Raw genomic sequence first — 17,395 nt, forward strand, 5'->3', positions numbered from 1 at the left:
AGGGCCGGACGCATATAAGCGTCATGGCCCTTTCGCCATTGGTGTGGATGCCTGGCACGAATTGTCAAGAGGAATTCCCATTTCAAGAGTTGCCCTTGTAAACAAGAAATTCTGTAGTTATAATAGAACAATACCGGGAACGGAGACGACCAGAAAATCGCGGAGGTGAAAGAAGCTATGACGGGAGAGGAAAGGCGGGAGGATATCCTTGCCAGGATCGGGCAAAGCGGCCGGCCGCTGGCGGCGAGAGCCCTGGCGGATCTCTATGGGGTCAGCAGACAAGTGATCGTTCAGGATATCGCCTTGATCCGAGCGGCCGGACATGAAATCTTATCTACCAATAGAGGATATCTTCTGCAGGAGGAAAAGAAGGCCAGGAGAGTCTTCAAAGTATGCCATACAGACGAGCAGCTGGAAGAAGAACTGTGCGCCATCGTAGATCTGGGCGGCTGTGTGGAAAATGTAGTGGTACATCACAAAGTGTATGGGAAGCTGGAAGCCCATTTGGGGGTGGACTCCAGAAGAAGGGTCCGGGAATTCTTAGAAGAACTCCAAAGCGGCAAATCCAGTCCTTTGAAGAATATCACATCTGGATACCATGACCACGAAGTCCGGGCTGACCAGGAGAGAACGCTGGATATGATCGAGAACATGCTGCGGGAAAAAGGGTTTCTTGCAGAAAATGAATAGAGATTTCATTTTCCGCGAAAAGGCGGTATAATAGAAGCAGGAAAACCCAGAACGAGCATTGCGGCCAGTAAAGGAGGGATCCACATGGCTGAGCATAAGATCATTACTATTGGGAGACAATTTGGAAGCGGAGGACATGAGATCGGAAATTCTCTGGCTACGAGACTGGATATCCCGCTCTATGACAACAATCTTGTCAGAATGGTGGCGGAGAAACTGGATATCAGGGAGGAGACGGCGCAGGCCGTGGATGAGACTACTTTGAACAGCTTCCTGGAGGGGTATGTTCTTGCGCCCATCGAGCGGTCTGGAAATACGGCGGCTGAATATACCCAGCCTTTGAATGAACAAGTCTATGGATTACAGTCGGAAATCATCCGAAAATTGGCGCGGAGAGGCCCCTGCGTCATTGTAGGGCGCTGCGGCGATTATGTTTTGAGGGACTGGCCGGGACTGATCAATGTCTTTATCTGCGCCGGGAAAGAAGACCGGATCAAAAGGATTGCCAAGCGCTATGATTTATCAGAGAAAAAAGCGGCGGAAAAGATCAAGAAGATAGACCGGGAGCGCAGGTACTACTACGAGTCTCACACGGGAATGGAGTGGGGCAGTATAGAAGCGCATCAGGTACTTCTGAATGTGAGCAGACTTGGAATGGAAGGGACTGTAGATCTTTTGGAGCGGATGTACCTGGCTTAGCGGCTTTTGAAAAATGATTTGACAGAAGAAGGGATAGAAAGAGGACAAAAACGGATGGACTTACTGAGAGAAGCTTTTTTACATGCGGGAGAGGACTGCCTGCGGATGCTCCCATTTTTATTTGCGGCGTTTCTGCTGATTGAGGCGCTGGAGCATCATGGATCACGGAAGATTGCCAAGGTTCTGGCAAAAGTGGGGAAGGCAGGCCCGGTGGCGGGCGCACTGGCGGGATGTATCCCCCAGTGCGGTTTTTCGGTCCTGGCGGCAAATCTATACGCGGGAGGAGTCATTTCAGCCGGGACGCTGATTGCTGTATTTGCCGCGACTTCTGACGAAGCAGTCCTGATCCTGATGGGAAATCCGGAAAGCGCGGGAACGGTTTTGCCCCTGCTGGCAGGAAAAGTGATCATCGGGATGGCGGCGGGGTATCTGACAGATATCCTTTTAAAACGGTATATCGAGAAACCAAAGGAGACGAGGGAGATCTGCCATCACTGCGGCTGCCATGAAGAGGGAGCGGGGCTTTTGCGGCCGGCGCTGAATCATACGGTACGGATTTTTGTATACCTTTTTCTGTTTACTGTTATTTTAAATCTGTGCATTGATTTCTTCGGTATTCGTCAGCTTTCAGCGTTTCTGCTGGGGGATACTCCGATCCAGCCTCTGATCGCGGCGGTGATCGGGCTGATTCCTAACTGTGCGGCGTCAGTGATGCTGACGCAGCTTTACTTAAGCGGAGCGATTTCATTTGCCTCCGCAATGGCGGGATTATGCACGGGGGCAGGAATCGGTCTTGTTGTTTTGTTTAAGATGAACGAAAATAGGAAGGAAAATCTAAAAATTCTTCTTCTTTTGCTGCTGACAGGCGCCGCTGCGGGAATGATTTTGGAATTGTTGAATTTTTGACGAAATTATGAAGAAAAACAGCCGGTTTCCGGGCAAAATCATGGAATTTAAGGCGGAAAGTTGCATTTTGACCGAAAGGTGCTATAATAGTTCACAGCTAAAGCAGATAGCTTTAGAGGATTGAGGAGGAAATATCATGGCAACAAAAAAAGCAACATCAGAAGCAAAGAAAGCCGGCACTGTCAATACATCCTCAGCAAAGACAGAAACAATCAAGACAGAAACCCAGCAAAAGGCAGCGAAAGCTGAACCGGCTAAGACTTCTACTACAGAGAAAGCGGCAAAGACAACAACAGCGAAGAAGACGGCAGCAAAAAGGACGTCTGCGAAGAAGGACATAAAAGTAAAGGCAATCGTAGAGTATTATGGAAAGCAAGTAGAGGAAAAGGACATGATCGCCAGTGTAAAGAAGGCGTGGACAAAGTCCGGCAGGAAAGTAGGCGAGATCAAGACCATCGATCTCTACATAAAACCGGAAGAAGGAGCCGTTTATTATGTGATCAACGGCATCGATACTGGAGCGGTTGCGTTCTAACAGACAAAAGAGAAAAGGGCGTGTTTCCTAGAGAAGTTGGATTTTCAAAAGGACGCGCCTTTTTTGTTGCGGTGGATGATGAGTCTGAAAATTAAAAAATAATTTAAAAAAATATTGACAAATTTAAAAATGAGTGATAGTATTACGATATAAACAACAAAGCACATTAAAAAACAGATAAAACATTTGTTGAAGGTGTGGTTGTTGTTCATTTGAAAACCATCTGTAAAATAAAACTTTAAAAAGAGCGGACTTGATCGAAAAGCAATATTTTCTATTCAGAAAGCGGGATCTTTATAATCAGGTTCAAGATAAGTGGATCAAAAAGGAAGATTTCGGTGAAGGAATAGCGGTATTGGCGGAAGACAGGAACTGGTCTCTGAAAGAAGCAAAGGACTACGGACGGTGTTCAGAAATAGTTTAAGAAAGGAAGGTATGGACCACCAAAAAATTAAACTATGCAGCCGGTTGAAAACCGGGGAAAAATTACCAAAAGGAAGAGGTAAAAAATGATTGAAGAATCAAGGTGAGGATGGGTATCATTTATATTATATATTTGATGCCCATCCTTACTGTTTACTGTGGGGAAAATAGGAAACAATATTTTTAGAACTTAACAGAATGAGGGAAAGATGCTATAATTGCAGAGGAGAATAGGAAAAGAAAATAATTCAGTAAGGGGTAAAGGAGACAAAAGATATGGAACAAGTATTAAGCAGCGGAAGCAATGTGGTAACGAATGCTTCTGGAAACGCGAGACAGATTGCGGAACAGATAGGCGGTCAGCCCAGTTTAGAAGCGCTGATCGCGATGACAGTGGTAGGGCTTTTGATTTGTTTCTTTGGATTGAAGCTGGTCAAGATCCAGGTGGCTTTGGTAGGATTGTGTATCGGAGCTTTGATAGGAGTTGCGGTTTCCAGGGCTATGGATATCTCAGGGATTACGTTTGCGATCATTGTATTTGCCTGCGCGGCTCTTTTGGCGGCACTTTCCTTCTTCCTGTATCGATTTGGGGTGTTCTGCCTTGTGTTTTGTATTGCTGTTGGAATTGGAATCCAGTTTATCGATCTGCGGGAAACGCTCCAGCTGATCATTGTTCTGGCAGCAGCTTTGGTAATTTCAGTCGTTGCGGTTATTTTTGTGGAACCTATGGTCATTATATGCACAGCGATTTCTGGCGGGATTACGGCAGGAACCTCCATTGGTACGGCGGCCGGATTTGAGTCCGCGTGGATCGGATACGCCATTGGCGGCGTATTGCTGGCGGCAGGGATGGCTGTACAGTTTATGCTGCATTCCCGGAAGGTAGGGAAAAAGGAAAAGATTTATTCGGAACAGGTGAAAGAAAAGGATTCTGTAGAGTCGGAGGTGGAAAAGGCCAGGATGATTCTGGACGATTCGGAAGAAGAATAAGATCAAAGAGTGAAGGAGGCTTGACTTTGAAGCTGGATATGCATTGTCATGTGAAGGAAGGCTCCATTGACAGTAAAGTGGGTTTGGATGAATATATAACAAAGCTGAAGGAAAACGGTTTTGATGGGATGTTGGTTACAGACCACGATACTTACAAAGGTTACCGTCATTGGAAATACCAGATGAAGGGAAAAGTCCATGAAGACTTTGTCGTGCTTAAGGGCATCGAATATGATACCTGTGACGCGGGACATATTATTTGTATCATGCCGGAAGGGGTAAAGATGCGCCTCCTGGAGCTGAGAGGGCTTCCGGTTGCGGTATTGATCGATTTTGTACATCGGCATGGAGGGATTCTGGGCCCGGCTCATCCCTGCGGGGAAAAGTATCTTAGTTTTACGAATACAAAAAAGTTTTATAAGTCGCCGGAGATTATTAAGAGATTTGATTTTATAGAAGTGTTTAACGCCTGCGAGCCGGAGGAATCCAACGAAGGAGCGCTGAAGCTGGCATATAAGTATAAAAAGCCGGGCATTGGCGGCAGTGATGCCCACAGGCCGGATTGTGTAGGAATGGGATATACCATCCTTCCGGAATATGTAACCTGTGAGACAGAATTGATCTCGCTGATCCGGCAGAAGAAACCGACAGAAGCAGGCGGAAGTCTTTATAATAAGACAACGAAAGATAAGATGGGAAAGGCTAATAAACTTCTGGTCTATTCCTTTTGGATTTACAACAAAGGCGGGGAACTGCTGAAACGTCGTAAGCGGAAGAAGAAAGGAGAGATCGAGAACCCGGTAGATCCCATAGACCCTATTGAGCTGCAATATTGGCAGAATCGCCAGTGATCGCTGGAAGCAGATTATTGAGATGAAAAATGACAAGATAAAAGGGCATTTCCAAGAGAAATGCCCTTTTAACGCGCCTAAATAAGTTTACTCAATGGTAATGAGTTGTGGCTGATCCGCCTGCTTTTCTACTTCCTTTGGAAGCTGAAGACGGAGGACTCCATCTTTAAATGCGGCTTTGATATCTTCCTGAGTGATATCCTCGCCCACATAAAAACTTCTGTTGCAAGTGCCGGTGTACCGCTCTTTGTGGATACATTTGCCCCTGGCATCCTTTTCTTCTTTCGTTTCATTTTTGTGCGCGGTAATGGTAAGATATCCATCTTTCAAATCCGCTTTTATCTCTTCCTTTGCGTATCCGGGAAGTTCCATTTCAATGACATAGTTATTATCTTTCTCGTGGATATCTGTTTTCATGATCTGAGAAGAACCACGGTCATAAGAACGAGTGAAGAAAGGATCGTTAAACATGTCGTCAAATAAATTGTTGAAAGATCTGTTTGCAAGTAACATAACACATTCCTCCTTGAATATATGTGATTGAATTATTGTTTCATTTGTTATATTTATTATATAACACAAATTATTAGCAGTGTCAATAGGTGAGTGCTAAATTTTAAAAATTTCTGAGCATTTTGCGGCATTCGCTAATTGAAAAATGATTTCTGGTTTTCTTATTAGGGTTTTGTGCTAGAATCTTTCTTTCATACAATCCAGACAGAAAAACCAGTGGGAGGTAGTTTTTTAAAAACACTTGCATAATATACGGATAAGATGTATAATTATGCAAGTTCTTTCAATTAGGGACAGGGCAATTTTAATTTGGGCCGGGGGATTTTCAATTTTCCCCCGTCCCAAACTGGAAAGGAAGTAGGAAAATGATCAAAGCAGGTATTATCGGAGCTACTGGATATGCGGGCGCTGAGCTGGTCCGCATCCTTATGGGGCATAAAGAGGTGGAGATTGTCTGGTTTGGCTCTAGAAGTTACATAGATGAAAAATATGCAAATGTATACAGAAATATGTTTGAGATTGTAGACACCCAATGTATGGATGACAATATAGGCGGGCTGGCGGATCAGGTGGATGTGATCTTTACAGCCACACCCCAGGGATTTCTGGCTTCTGTACTGACGGAGGAAATTCTTTCTAAGGTTAAGGTGATCGATCTGAGCGCGGATTTTAGGATCAAAGATGTGGATATCTATGAGAAATGGTACGGAATCCAGCATAAGAGTCCGCAGTTTATCCAGGAAGCGGTCTATGGCCTATGCGAGGTGAACCGCGAGCAGATCCCAAAGGCACGTCTGATCGCCAATCCGGGCTGTTATACTACCTGTTCTATTCTGACGGCTTATCCGTTGGCGAAAGAGGGATTGATCGATATGGATACTTTGATCGTGGACGCAAAGTCAGGGACTTCAGGAGCGGGACGGGGAGCCAAGGTACAAAACTTATTCTGTGAGGTCAATGAAAATATGAAAGCCTACGGGGTAGCCTCCCACCGGCACACTCCGGAGATCGAGGAGCAACTGGGCTATGCGGCCGGCCGGAAAGTGAGGATCAGCTTCACTCCCCACCTGGTACCGATGAACCGGGGAATCCTGGCGACAGAATACGCGGCGCTGACAAAGGATGTGTCTTGGGAAGAGGTCAAGGCGGTTTATGACAAGTACTATAAAGAAGAGAAATTTGTCCGGGTTCTGGATCAGGGAGTGTTCCCAGAGACAAAATGGGTGGAAGGAAGCAATTATTTGGATATTGGATTCCAGATCGATCCGAGGACGAACCGGATCATTTTGATGGGAGCGATTGACAATCTGGTAAAAGGCGCGGCCGGCCAGGCAGTCCAGAATATGAACCTGATATTTGGTCTCCCGGAAACGGAAGGACTGGAACTGGTACCCATGTTCCCATAACCGGATGAGGATAGAGGAGGTTTTCAGAAATGGAAGACAGCAAGACGGTGATCCGGGTGATGACCATTGACGATTACGATCAAGTATACGCGCTCTGGCATCGGATTCGCGGATTCGGCCTGCGCAGCGTAGACGACTCCAGAGAAGGGATCCAGCGTTTTCTGAAGCGGAATCCGACCACCAGCGTGGTGGCTGTGATAGATGGAGATGTGGTGGGAGCGATCCTCTGCGGTCATGACGGAAGACGGGGGTGTCTGTACCATGTCTGTGTTGACGAGGCGTATCGTATGCGCGGCATCGGCAAAGCTATGGTAGTGGCGGCTATGGAGGCGCTGAAGGAGGAAAAGATAAATAAGGTTTCTTTGATCGCGTTTACGAAAAATGATATCGGAAACGCCTTTTGGAAGGAAATTGGCTGGACAAAACGGCAGGATCTGAACTATTATGATTTTACGTTGAATGAAGAAAATATCACAGCCTTTATCCAATAGAAATCGGCTGAAAAAGAAGAACTTGGAAAAAGGCGGATGTGCAGAAAGGAAGGAAAAGTATGAAACAGATAAAAGGTGGCGTGACAGCGGCAAAAGGATATGAGGCGGCAAGTACGGCGGCGGGGATCAAATACCAGGACCGGACAGATATGGCGATGATCTACAGTAAAGTTCCCTGCAAAGCAGCGGGAACATTTACCACCAACGTGGTAAAAGCAGCACCGGTAAAATGGGACCGCCAGGTGATCGACAGCGGGGCTCCCGTACAGGCTGTGATTGTGAATTCAGGCATTGCCAACGCATGTACGGGAGAAGAAGGGATGGGATACTGTCAGGAGACGGCCCAGGCGGCGGCAGAGATGCTGGGAATCCCGGCAGAAAGTGTGACTATCGGTTCCACAGGTGTGATCGGTATGCAGCTTCCCATTGAGAAAGTGAAAGCTGGGATCCAGGTGATGGCGGGAGAGAAGAATGATTCTCTGGAAAATGGCACGGCGGCGGCAAAAGCCATCATGACGACGGACACCAGTGAGAAAGAGCTGGCGGTGGAGATCGAAGTGGGAGGGAAAACGGTAACCCTGGGCGGAATGGCGAAGGGATCCGGCATGATCCACCCTAACATGTGTACCATGCTGGCGTTTTTGACCACGGATGCGGTCATTTCCAAAGAAACACTGCAGAAAGCATTAAGTGAAGATATCCAGGATACTTATAATATGATCTCCGTAGATGGAGATACCTCTACCAATGATACCGTCCTTCTGCTGGCAAACGGGCTGGCGGAGAATGAAGAGATCGTCTGCGGAAGCGAAGCATATCAGAAATTCGTGGAGGCCCTCCACACAGTGAATGAGTACCTGGCCAAGAAGATCGCGGGCGACGGAGAAGGGGCGACCGCCCTGTTTGAAGTAAAGGCGGTAGGCTGTCAGAGCGTGGAACAGGCAAAACTGCTGGCAAAATCTATTGTATGCTCCAACCTTACCAAGACAGCAATCGCGGGCCATGATGCCAACTGGGGGAGGATCCTGTGCGCCATGGGCTATTCCGGAGCGCAGTTTGATCCGGAGAAGGTGGATCTGTTTTTTGAGAGCAAAGCAGGAAAGATCCAGATCATTGCGGACGGGACGGCAGTAGACTACAGTGAGAAAAAAGCGACGGAAATCCTGTCCCAGCCGGAAGTAACGGCGATCGCGGACGTGAAGATGGGATCGGAAACCGCTACAGCCTGGGGCTGTGATCTGACCCATGGATATATTGAGATCAATGCGGACTACAGAAGCTAAGAAAGCAAGATAAAGGAGTATAGAATCGAACAATAAGGGACAGAAGGGAGTGGATCACATGAACAAAGATATGGAAAAATATCTGGAGAAGGCGGAAGTCCTGATCGAGGCCCTGCCTTATATCCAGCGGTTCAACCGCAGAGTTATCGTGGTGAAATACGGCGGAAGCGCTATGGTGGATGAGAGACTAAAAGAACAGGTCATCAAGGATGTAACGCTTCTGAAGCTGGTAGGCTTTAAGCCTATCATTGTCCACGGAGGCGGAAAAGAGATCAGCCGCTGGGTTGGTAAAGTAGGGATGGAGCCGGAATTCAAAAACGGCCTGAGAGTGACGGACGAGGCGACCATGGAGCTTGCGGAGATGGTGCTGGGCCGGGTGAACAAAAGTCTGGTGCAGCTGGTAGAGAGCCTGGGGGTACGGGCGATTGGGATCAGCGGCAAAGACGGAAGACTCTTTTCTGTCAATAAGAAATACACCGGCGGAGAAGACATCGGCTTTGTAGGAGAGATCAAGAAAGTAAACGCCCAGGTATTATACGATCTGATCGAGAAAGACTTTCTTCCGATCGTGTGCCCGGTAGGATTGGATGACGATTACAACACGTATAACATCAACGCGGATGATGCGGCCTGCGCGATCGCCAAAGCAATGCGGGCGGAAAAGCTTGCCTTCCTGACCGATATTGAGGGTGTGTACCGAGATCCAGAAGATCCGGATACCTTGATCTCGGAACTGCGGGTTTCAGAGGCCAGAAAGCTGATGGGCGAGGGCGTGATCGGCGGAGGAATGCTTCCTAAGCTGAACAACTGCATCGATGCCATTGAGCATGGAGTTTCCAGAGTCCATATCCTGGACGGGCGGATCCCTCACTGTCTCCTTCTGGAGATATTTACCAATAAAGGAATCGGAACAGCAATTTTAAATGAAGGCGAACAGCAGTATTATTATGGAGAGTAAGACAATGAATCAATATATGGAAGATACCAATAACAGTCTGGTGCATACGTATAACCGCTTCCCAGTAGTCCTGGATCGGGGCGAGGGCGTATATCTTTACGATACGGATGGAAATAAATATCTGGATTTCGCGGCGGGGATCGCGGTATCAGGCCTGGGATACGGGAACCAGGAATTGAATAACGCTTTGAAATCCCAAATTGATAAGCTGATCCATTCTTCCAATCTGTATTACAATACCGCCTGCGGAAAAGCGGCAGAGGCATTGAAGCGGGTGACAGAGATGGATCGGGTCTTTTTTACCAACAGCGGGACCGAGGCTATTGAGGGGGCGCTGAAAGCCGCCAGAAAATACGCCTGGAAACAGGGGGACGGAAGGTATGAATTTATCGCTATGGAAAATTCTTTCCACGGAAGGAGTATGGGAGCCTTATCGGTGACAGAGCATGAGGCCTACCGGACGCCTTTTGAACCTTTGATCCCAGGAGTGAAATTTGCCCGGTTTAATGACCTGGACAGTGTGAAATCTCTGGTGACGGATAAGACCTGCGCCATTATCCTGGAACCCCTCCAGGGAGAAGGAGGCATCAACACGGCCAGCCAGGAGTTTATGGAAGGGATCCGGAAGCTGTGCGACCAGGAAGGCATATTGATGATCTGTGACGAGATCCAGTGCGGCATGGGACGGACTGGAACCATGTTCGCATGGCAGTCCTATGGAACCAGGCCGGATATCATGGCGATGGCCAAAGCCATCGGAAGCGGAGTGCCGGTAGGAGCATTTGCCATGACGGAGAAAGTGGCCAAGGACTCCCTGGAACCAGGCGATCACGGAACCACATACGGAGGAAATCCGCTGGTCTGCACTGCCGTGGAGAAAACCATAGAGATTTTTGAGAAAGAGCAGATCGTACGGCATGTACAGGAAGTGGGCGCGTATCTGGAAGAAAAATTGGAAGAACTGGTACAGTCCTGCGAGGGAGCGCTGGAAAGACGGGGCAGGGGACTGATCCAGGGACTGAAGGTCAGCCGGCCGGCCGGAGAGATCTGCCAGGCCGCGCTGAAAGAAGGACTGCTGGTGATCAGCGCCAGAAGCGATGTGGTCCGTCTGGTTCCCCCACTGGTCATCGAGAAAGAACATGTAGATGAGCTGGCGGAAAAATTAAGAAAAGTATTATAGACAAATCAGACATAAAAAACCAGTCATCGGATATACTATCTGGAAGCAGAGAGGAGGAATACCGATGATTGGTTTTTTTATTGCTCTTTTGTCTGGGGCGTTGATGAGTGTCCAGGGCGTTTTTAACACCCAGGTGACAAAGACGACGGGACTGTGGGTCAGCAACGGCTGGGTTCAGTTGAGCGCGTTCGCGGCCTGCTTCGCGGCTTGGCTTTTTGCGGGAAGAGACAATATCGGGACACTTTGGAAGGTGGAACCCAAATATGTTTTGCTGGGAGGTGTGATCGGGGCCGGGATCACGTGGACGGTAGTAAAAAGTATGGAACAGCTTGGGCCTGCTAAATCCGCCCTTTTGATCGTGATCGCACAGCTGATCGTGGCCTATCTGATCGAGCTCTTAGGCTTGTTTGGCGTGGATAAAGAACCGCTGGAATGGCGGAAGGTGATCGGCATGGGAATCGCGTTGATTGGAGTTGCAATTTTCCAATGGAAATAGTACAATAAGCCTATCTAGGCATAAGAGGGGTATTTACAGTCTGACAAACTGTAAAGGAGAAAGGTTATGCGTAGAAAATGGAGAAAAATTTATCTGTTGGCAGTGTGGATGGTACTTGTGACAGCGGCAGGCTGTCGGGATGAAAAGAAAGAGGAGATTCCTCTGGAGGAAGCACAGACCCAGGAAGACGAGACGGGATCGGAAAGCGCCAAGAAGCAGGAGGAAGAGAAGATTTATGTCCATGTCTGCGGGCAGGTCAAAAGTCCCGGAGTTTATGAACTGCCGTCAGAAAGCCGCGTCTACCAGGCATTGGATGCTGCGGGAGGAATGACGGAAGAAGCGGCGTCCCAGCAGGTAAATCAGGCGCAGAAACTTGCGGACGGACAGCAGATCTATGTGCCCTCCGCGCAAGAGGCGGAGAATTCTTCGGGACAGCCGGGGCAGAGTCCCGCGGCGGACGACGGGAAGGTGAATCTAAATACCGCCGATAAGGAAGAACTTATGACTCTTTCCGGGATCGGAGAGGCAAGAGCGGAAGCAATCCTGGAATACAGAGAAGAAAAAGGGGGCTTTCAGTCCGTAGAAGAACTGAAAGAGATCGATGGGATCAAAGACGGGATATTCGGCAAGATAGAAGATCAAATCAAGATTTGACAGGGGAGACAAGTATGAGCAAAAAGGTATTGGTCGTGGATGATGAAAAACTGATCGTAAAAGGAATCCGTTACAGCCTTGAGCAGGACGGCATGGAGGTGGACTGCGCCTATGACGGAGAAGAGGCGCTGAAGCTGGCAAGAGAAAATGATTATGATATTCTGCTCCTGGATGTGATGCTTCCTAAGCATGACGGATTTGAGGTATGCCAGCAGATCCGGGAATTCTCTGATGTGCCGATCGTTATGCTGACGGCCAAGGGGGACGACATGGATAAGATCTTGGGACTGGAGTACGGAGCGGATGATTACATAACAAAACCTTTTAATATTCTTGAAGTCAAAGCCCGTATTAAAGCGATCATGCGCCGTACCGGAAAACGGCATGAAGAGAAAGACAGCCGCAAGGTCGTGATAAAAGGCGATATGAAGATCGACTGTGAAAGCAGGAGAGTGATCATTGGGGAGCGGGAGATCAACCTGACGGCGAAAGAATTTGACCTTTTGGAACTCCTGGCGACGAATCCGGGCAAGGTATACAGCAGGGAGAATCTTTTGAATATTGTGTGGGGATATGAGTATCCCGGCGACGCAAGAACGGTAGATGTACATATCCGGAGACTCCGGGAGAAGATCGAGGCCAATCCAAGTGATCCGAAATATGTATATACCAAGTGGGGAGTGGGTTATTATTTCAGGGGTTAAGAAATATATCAAAATCGGCAGATTAAAGAGTCTCCGCTTTCGGATCATTGTCCTGATCATTCTGGCGGGCATGGTGCCTGGCCTGATCATGCGGGCAGTGATCTTAAGCGGTTATGAAGACTATGCGGTCCAAATGCGGACTGCTGAGATACAGAATCAGTGTACTATTCTCTGCGACCGGCTGAGCAATGTGGATTATTCAAGCGGGGTCGCGTCGGAGGTCATCCAGACAGAACTTACCCAGATGACGAATATTTATAATGGACGGGTCATGATCATCAACGGTGATTATCAGATCGTGGAAGATACCTATGATATGGACGAGGGAAAGACCATCATATCAGAGGATGTGATCCGCTGTTTCCAGGGACAGGGAACCAGCCAATATGATGCCGGGAACAAATATATCGAGATTACATCTCCGATTCTGGACGGATCTTCCGAAGGAGTGACAGGAGTTATGCTGATAAGCGTTTCTACCGATGTGATCGCGGATCAGCTGGCAGTTCTGGAGGGACAGACATGGGCGGTCTGGGCGGTTACGGCATTGGTGGCAGTGCTGCTTGCGGTAGGAGCAGGCTTTTTGATGGTTCGGCCGTTTAAAAGGATCACCCGGTCCATCGAGGCGGTGACAGAAGGATATGAAGACCAGTATCTCCATGAGAACGCGTATACAGAGACAAAGCTGATCTCAGAAGCGTTTAACAAAATGTTGGGGCGGATGAAAGTCCTCAATGATTCCAGACAGGAATTTGTGTCCAATGTATCCCATGAATTGAAGACGCCCTTGACATCTATGAAGGTGCTGGCGGATTCTCTGCTGATCCAGGAGGATGCCCCGGTAGAACTCTATAAGGAGTTTATGGGAGATCTGTCGGAAGAGATCGAACGGGAAAATAAGATCATCAATGACCTGCTGTCTCTGGTGAAACTGGACAAAACCGCCAATGTGATGAATATCCAGTCGGAGAATATCAATGAATTGGTAGAGAAGATCCTAAAAAGGCTCCGTCCTATCGCGGCCAGCCAGAATGTAGAGGTAATCTTTGAAAGCTTCCGGCCCGTTACGGCGGAAGTGGATGAAGTGAAGCTTTCTCTGGCAATCTCTAATCTGGTGGAAAACGCCATTAAATATAACAAAGAATCTGGGTGGGTCCACGTGTCTTTGAATGCGGACCATAAGTTCTTCTATCTGGAAGTGGCGGATTCCGGTATTGGTATTTCAAAACCGGATGTAGAGCATATTTTCGAACGTTTTTACCGGGTGGACAAGTCCCGTTCCAGAGAGATCGGAGGAACCGGTCTGGGACTTTCTATTGCCAGAAGCGCTGTCGTGATGCACAGAGGAGCGATCAAAGTATTCAGCCAGCCGGGAGAAGGCACGACTTTTACCATACGGATTCCGTTGACCTATGTGGCGTAGGAGAAAGGAGGACCGGATGAAACAAAAAATCTATTTTTTGCTGCTTTTGACTGCCGTGATATCTCTCCTTGCCGGATGCGCGGCAGGCAAAGAGAAGGAAGGAGACGGCCCCTTTCTTTACTATGTCAATACAGATGGGACAGGTTTAGTAAAGCAGGAAGCGGGAGACCTGGATCAAGAAACGGAGCAGGCGGTGGAATCTATGCTGGAAGAACTTCAGGCCGCTACGGATTCCGTTGATTATAAAAGCGCGTTTCCGCAGGGGGTCGCGGTGGAAAAGTGCGTGCTGGATGAAGGCAGGCTGGCGCTGTATTTTACAGAAGATTACCAAGAGATGGATCGGGTGTCGGAAGTGCTTTTGCGAGCCGCCGTTGTCCAGTCGCTGACCCAGATCGAAGGCGTGGATTCAGTAGAGTTTTATATTGGCGATACTCCCCTGGTGGGAAGGGACGGAAATGCCGTGGGAGCTATGACATCAGAGGATTTTGTACAGAATGTAGGCTCTTCCCTTCATTCGTATCAGGTGGGAGATTTCAGCCTGTATTTCGCGAATTCTAATGGGGATAAGCTGGTGCGCAAAGAGGTCCGCATGCGCTACAACAGCAATAATTCGGCAGAGAAAATGATTGTTGAGCAGCTGATCAAGGGCCCTTCCGATGAAGAGCTCCTTCCAACGCTTCCAGAAGAGACAAGGCTTCTGGGAATTTCCGTCAGAGACGGTGTCTGTTATGTGAATTTCAGCGAAGAGTTTCTGACGGCAGTGGAAAATGTGGATCCTGAGCTTACGATCTACTCAATTGTGAATTCTATTGCGGGAAGCGGAAATGCGGGGCAGGTCCAGATTCTTGTCAATGGGGAGACGAATATCTCCTATCAGGGGGCGAACGACATCAGCCAGCCATTTTCCATGAACGCAGATCTGATAGAGGAGGATAATTGAAGAATCGGCCATTATGTTTTATGAGCCTGGCAGTATTTTTGATCCTGTGCATCCAGGTCTTTGCCGGAGGAGGAAAGTTTCTGAAAGAGCTTAAGCCTTCTCCGATGGAAACCTGGGGAGAGGAAAAAGAGATTATCTGTTTTGCGGGCCAGATCTATCAAAGAGAAACGAAAGAAGATTATCAAATCTTATATCTAAAGGACAATTCTGTAAGGTCTAAGGGACATTCGTTCCAGATACCCGGAATCATCGTTTATGACGACAAGAAAAAAGAAATTGCCATTGGAAACCGTCTGGTTGTGGAAGGCCAGGTGTTCCCGCAAGAGGAGGCGCGCAATCCCGGAGGTTTTGACCGGCGGCTGTACGACCGCAGGCGGGAGATCTATGGAAGCGTATGGGCCGCCAGGATTCAGGTGACGGACAGGGATACCGATTATTTCAGGGAGGGATTGTATCAGTTCCGCCAGATGTGGAGGAAGGGACTGATCGAGACCATGGGAGAGAAAGACGGAACTATCCTGTCGGCTATCCTGCTGGGAGAGAAGGCGGGAATGGACCCGCAGGTGAAGGAACTGTATCAGGATCAGGGGATTGGTCATATTCTGGCTATATCCGGTTTGCATATTTCCTTCATCGGTCTTGGCGTATACCAGATCTTTCGGCGCGGGACCGGTTCTTACATAGGGGGCGGAGCGGCAGGAATCATATTCCTTGGTCTGTATGTTCTGATGATCGGTCTGACAGTTTCGGTAGTGCGGGCGTTTCTGATGTTTCTGTTCAGGATCGGAGCGGATATGACGGGCAGACATTATGACGGCCTGACAGCGCTGTCCTTTTCCGCGGCGGCGGCAGTCCTTTGGAAGCCCTTATATCTCTTTGACGGGGGATTCTGGCTCTCTTACGGAGCGGTTTTGGGAATGTTGGTCCTGCTTCCGTATTTTGAGAGGCTTCCTGTTCAGGGATTTTGGGCCAGCCTTTGCGTCAATCTGATGATCTTTCCGATTCTTGCGTGGTATTTCTTTGAATTTCCACCCTATTCTCTGCTCCTAAATCTTCTGGTGATCCCTCTGTTTTCCCTGCTTCTTGTGCTGGGGCTCGCGGGAAGTCTGACGTTTTTTTTCGTGCCTTCTTTGGGCGAACTGCTGCTGCAGATATGCCGGGGGATCTTCTGGATCTACGAAGAGAGCTGCCGGCTGATGGCGGCGCTGCCTGGTTCGCGCGTGATCACAGGGAAACCGGAGATATGGCAGATGGCAGTCTATTATCTTTGTCTGAGCCTTAGTCTGCTCTGCCTGTGGAGGCGGGGAAAGAAGGAGAAGAAGGAAGAAAGCAAAGGGAAGGACAAGACTAAGGGACAGAGATTGGCGGCGGCGGTAGTTCCTATCCTTTGGTGCATTGGGGCGGGGGTTATTTTATTCCCGCCCGGGCCGCAGGGGCAGCTGTCTGTTACTGTGCTGGATGTGGGGCAGGGAGACGGGATCTTTATCCGGGATCCAAAGGGCGGCACCTATTTGATCGACGGGGGCAGCAGTACACAGGAGCAGATCGGAAAGTACCGGATCGAACCATTTCTTAAAGCAAAAGGGGAGAGCCGGATCGACTGGGTGCTGATCACCCATGGAGATCTGGATCATTACAGCGGGGCGGAAGAGCTGATCGAAAGAAGAGATCAGGGGATCACCATAGGAGCATTGGTACTGCCGCCGGAGGAACTATGGGAGGAACATTTGAAAACATTGGCGGGAAAGGCAGAAGAAGCGGGAATCCCTGTAATGGTGATCCATCCGGGACAAAAACTTGCCGGCGGGGGAATGACTTTAACCTGTCTGCATCCAAAAGAGGATTTTGCCGGGGAGCCCGGCAACGAGGCATCCATGGTGCTGGCCCTGCGGTATGGAGATTTTGACCTTCTGCTGACGGGAGATGTGGAAGGGACAGGGGAAGAAGTTTTGACGAAAAGACTGAAAGAATCCTATGGAGAAATAAGCTGGGATGTGCTGAAAGTGGCTCATCACGGTTCGGGAAGCTCCACCGGGGAAGTTTTCCTGGAAGCGGCGCCTCCTGCCTATGCTGTGATTTCTGCTGGAGCAGACAATCGGTATGGTCATCCTCATCCGGATACAGTGGACCGGCTAAAGAAAGCAGGAAGCAAAGTTTGCTCTACGGCGGATTCAGGGGCGGTGGAGATAGAGACGGACGGGAAAACCATGACTATAACCGGGTTTTTGCAGTTGAATTAATTCTTGAAATTTA

18 protein-coding genes are annotated in these 17,395 nt (G+C 48.7%); 17 read left to right on the forward strand and 1 reads right to left on the reverse strand.

The window, feature by feature from the left end; genetic code table 11:
- Positions 1 to 177 precede the first annotated feature (177 nt).
- From FND36_05025 to FND36_05050, 6 genes are all read left to right on the forward strand, one after another.
- Entirely contained in the window at positions 178 to 690 is a 513-nt protein-coding gene (locus FND36_05025) for a transcription repressor NadR (GenBank protein ID QDW73463.1), read from the forward strand.
- Between the two features lie 84 nt (positions 691 to 774).
- Positions 775 to 1,389 (forward strand): cytidylate kinase-like family protein, encoded by a 615-nt coding sequence (locus FND36_05030; protein QDW73464.1) that lies wholly within the window; start codon positions 775 to 777, stop codon positions 1,387 to 1,389.
- A gap of 54 nt (positions 1,390 to 1,443) precedes the next feature.
- Positions 1,444 to 2,295, forward strand: a complete 852-nt coding sequence (locus tag FND36_05035) for a hypothetical protein (protein ID QDW73465.1) — start codon at positions 1,444 to 1,446, stop codon at positions 2,293 to 2,295.
- 136 nt (positions 2,296 to 2,431) lie between these two features.
- A complete protein-coding gene (locus FND36_05040) occupies positions 2,432 to 2,830 on the forward strand; it encodes a hypothetical protein (GenBank protein QDW73466.1) in 399 nt (132 codons plus the stop codon).
- 699 nt (positions 2,831 to 3,529) lie between these two features.
- A complete protein-coding gene (locus FND36_05045) occupies positions 3,530 to 4,243 on the forward strand; it encodes a TMEM198/TM7SF3 family protein (protein ID QDW73467.1) in 714 nt (237 codons plus the stop codon).
- 26 nt (positions 4,244 to 4,269) lie between these two features.
- Complete coding sequence (locus FND36_05050; GenBank protein ID QDW73468.1) at positions 4,270 to 5,094, forward strand: PHP domain-containing protein; 825 nt, start codon at positions 4,270 to 4,272, stop codon at positions 5,092 to 5,094.
- An 87-nt stretch (positions 5,095 to 5,181) separates the two neighbouring features.
- On the opposite strand, the gene FND36_05055 is transcribed toward FND36_05050, so the two are convergent.
- Positions 5,182 to 5,607 (reverse strand): Hsp20/alpha crystallin family protein, encoded by a 426-nt coding sequence (locus tag FND36_05055; GenBank protein ID QDW73469.1) that lies wholly within the window; start codon positions 5,605 to 5,607, stop codon positions 5,182 to 5,184.
- Between the two features lie 365 nt (positions 5,608 to 5,972).
- On the opposite strand from FND36_05055, the gene FND36_05060 reads away from it, so the two are divergent.
- From FND36_05060 to FND36_05110, 11 genes are all read left to right on the forward strand, one after another.
- Positions 5,973 to 7,013: an N-acetyl-gamma-glutamyl-phosphate reductase gene (locus tag FND36_05060; protein ID QDW73470.1), complete on the forward strand. Its 1,041-nt coding sequence runs from the start codon at positions 5,973 to 5,975 to the stop codon at positions 7,011 to 7,013.
- Between the two features lie 47 nt (positions 7,014 to 7,060).
- The gene (locus tag FND36_05065) at positions 7,061 to 7,504 is read left to right on the forward strand and encodes a GNAT family N-acetyltransferase (GenBank protein QDW75539.1); all 444 of its coding nucleotides are present in this window, start codon (positions 7,061 to 7,063) and stop codon (positions 7,502 to 7,504) included.
- A gap of 59 nt (positions 7,505 to 7,563) precedes the next feature.
- Positions 7,564 to 8,787, forward strand: coding sequence for a bifunctional glutamate N-acetyltransferase/amino-acid acetyltransferase ArgJ (argJ, locus tag FND36_05070; GenBank protein QDW73471.1), 1,224 nt, complete (start codon positions 7,564 to 7,566; stop codon positions 8,785 to 8,787).
- 58 nt (positions 8,788 to 8,845) lie between these two features.
- Positions 8,846 to 9,745, forward strand: coding sequence for an acetylglutamate kinase (argB, locus tag FND36_05075; GenBank protein QDW73472.1), 900 nt, complete (start codon positions 8,846 to 8,848; stop codon positions 9,743 to 9,745).
- Positions 9,746 to 9,749: 4 nt separating this feature from the next.
- Positions 9,750 to 10,925, forward strand: coding sequence for an aspartate aminotransferase family protein (locus FND36_05080; protein QDW75540.1), 1,176 nt, complete (start codon positions 9,750 to 9,752; stop codon positions 10,923 to 10,925).
- 64 nt (positions 10,926 to 10,989) lie between these two features.
- Entirely contained in the window at positions 10,990 to 11,421 is a 432-nt protein-coding gene (locus tag FND36_05085) for a DMT family transporter (GenBank protein QDW73473.1), read from the forward strand.
- A gap of 66 nt (positions 11,422 to 11,487) precedes the next feature.
- Positions 11,488 to 12,075, forward strand: coding sequence for a hypothetical protein (locus tag FND36_05090; GenBank protein ID QDW73474.1), 588 nt, complete (start codon positions 11,488 to 11,490; stop codon positions 12,073 to 12,075).
- Between the two features lie 14 nt (positions 12,076 to 12,089).
- Positions 12,090 to 12,779: a response regulator transcription factor gene (locus FND36_05095; GenBank protein ID QDW73475.1), complete on the forward strand. Its 690-nt coding sequence runs from the start codon at positions 12,090 to 12,092 to the stop codon at positions 12,777 to 12,779.
- Positions 12,736 to 14,202 (forward strand): two-component sensor histidine kinase, encoded by a 1,467-nt coding sequence (locus tag FND36_05100; protein QDW73476.1) that lies wholly within the window; start codon positions 12,736 to 12,738, stop codon positions 14,200 to 14,202. The genes FND36_05095 and FND36_05100 overlap by 44 nt, the downstream gene beginning before the upstream one ends.
- A gap of 16 nt (positions 14,203 to 14,218) precedes the next feature.
- On the forward strand, positions 14,219 to 15,142 hold the full coding sequence (locus tag FND36_05105; protein ID QDW73477.1) for a GerMN domain-containing protein: 924 nt from the start codon (positions 14,219 to 14,221) through the stop codon (positions 15,140 to 15,142).
- Positions 15,139 to 17,382 carry a DNA internalization-related competence protein ComEC/Rec2 gene (locus FND36_05110; protein ID QDW73478.1) on the forward strand — a complete coding sequence of 748 codons (2,244 nt, stop codon included), beginning with the start codon at positions 15,139 to 15,141 and terminating at the stop codon, positions 17,380 to 17,382. The genes FND36_05105 and FND36_05110 overlap by 4 nt, the downstream gene beginning before the upstream one ends.
- Positions 17,383 to 17,395: the final 13 nt, after the last annotated feature.

Source organism: Lachnospiraceae bacterium KGMB03038, from assembly GCA_007361935.1.
GTDB lineage: Bacteria > Bacillota > Clostridia > Lachnospirales > Lachnospiraceae > Massilistercora.

Coding starts and splice junctions, on each gene's coding strand:
- FND36_05095 (QDW73475.1), top strand. CDS start 12,090: ATGAGCAAAAAGGTATTGGTCGTGGATGATGAAAAACTGATCGTAAAA.
- argJ (QDW73471.1), top strand. CDS start 7,564: ATGAAACAGATAAAAGGTGGCGTGACAGCGGCAAAAGGATATGAGGCG.
- FND36_05060 (QDW73470.1), top strand. CDS start 5,973: ATGATCAAAGCAGGTATTATCGGAGCTACTGGATATGCGGGCGCTGAG.
- FND36_05025 (QDW73463.1), top strand. CDS start 178: ATGACGGGAGAGGAAAGGCGGGAGGATATCCTTGCCAGGATCGGGCAA.
- FND36_05030 (QDW73464.1), top strand. CDS start 775: ATGGCTGAGCATAAGATCATTACTATTGGGAGACAATTTGGAAGCGGA.
- FND36_05045 (QDW73467.1), top strand. CDS start 3,530: ATGGAACAAGTATTAAGCAGCGGAAGCAATGTGGTAACGAATGCTTCT.
- FND36_05100 (QDW73476.1), top strand. CDS start 12,736: ATGTATATACCAAGTGGGGAGTGGGTTATTATTTCAGGGGTTAAGAAA.
- FND36_05085 (QDW73473.1), top strand. CDS start 10,990: ATGATTGGTTTTTTTATTGCTCTTTTGTCTGGGGCGTTGATGAGTGTC.
- FND36_05080 (QDW75540.1), top strand. CDS start 9,750: ATGAATCAATATATGGAAGATACCAATAACAGTCTGGTGCATACGTAT.
- FND36_05040 (QDW73466.1), top strand. CDS start 2,432: ATGGCAACAAAAAAAGCAACATCAGAAGCAAAGAAAGCCGGCACTGTC.
- argB (QDW73472.1), top strand. CDS start 8,846: ATGAACAAAGATATGGAAAAATATCTGGAGAAGGCGGAAGTCCTGATC.
- FND36_05090 (QDW73474.1), top strand. CDS start 11,488: ATGCGTAGAAAATGGAGAAAAATTTATCTGTTGGCAGTGTGGATGGTA.
- FND36_05035 (QDW73465.1), top strand. CDS start 1,444: ATGGACTTACTGAGAGAAGCTTTTTTACATGCGGGAGAGGACTGCCTG.
- FND36_05055 (QDW73469.1), bottom strand. CDS start 5,607: ATGTTACTTGCAAACAGATCTTTCAACAATTTATTTGACGACATGTTT.
- FND36_05105 (QDW73477.1), top strand. CDS start 14,219: ATGAAACAAAAAATCTATTTTTTGCTGCTTTTGACTGCCGTGATATCT.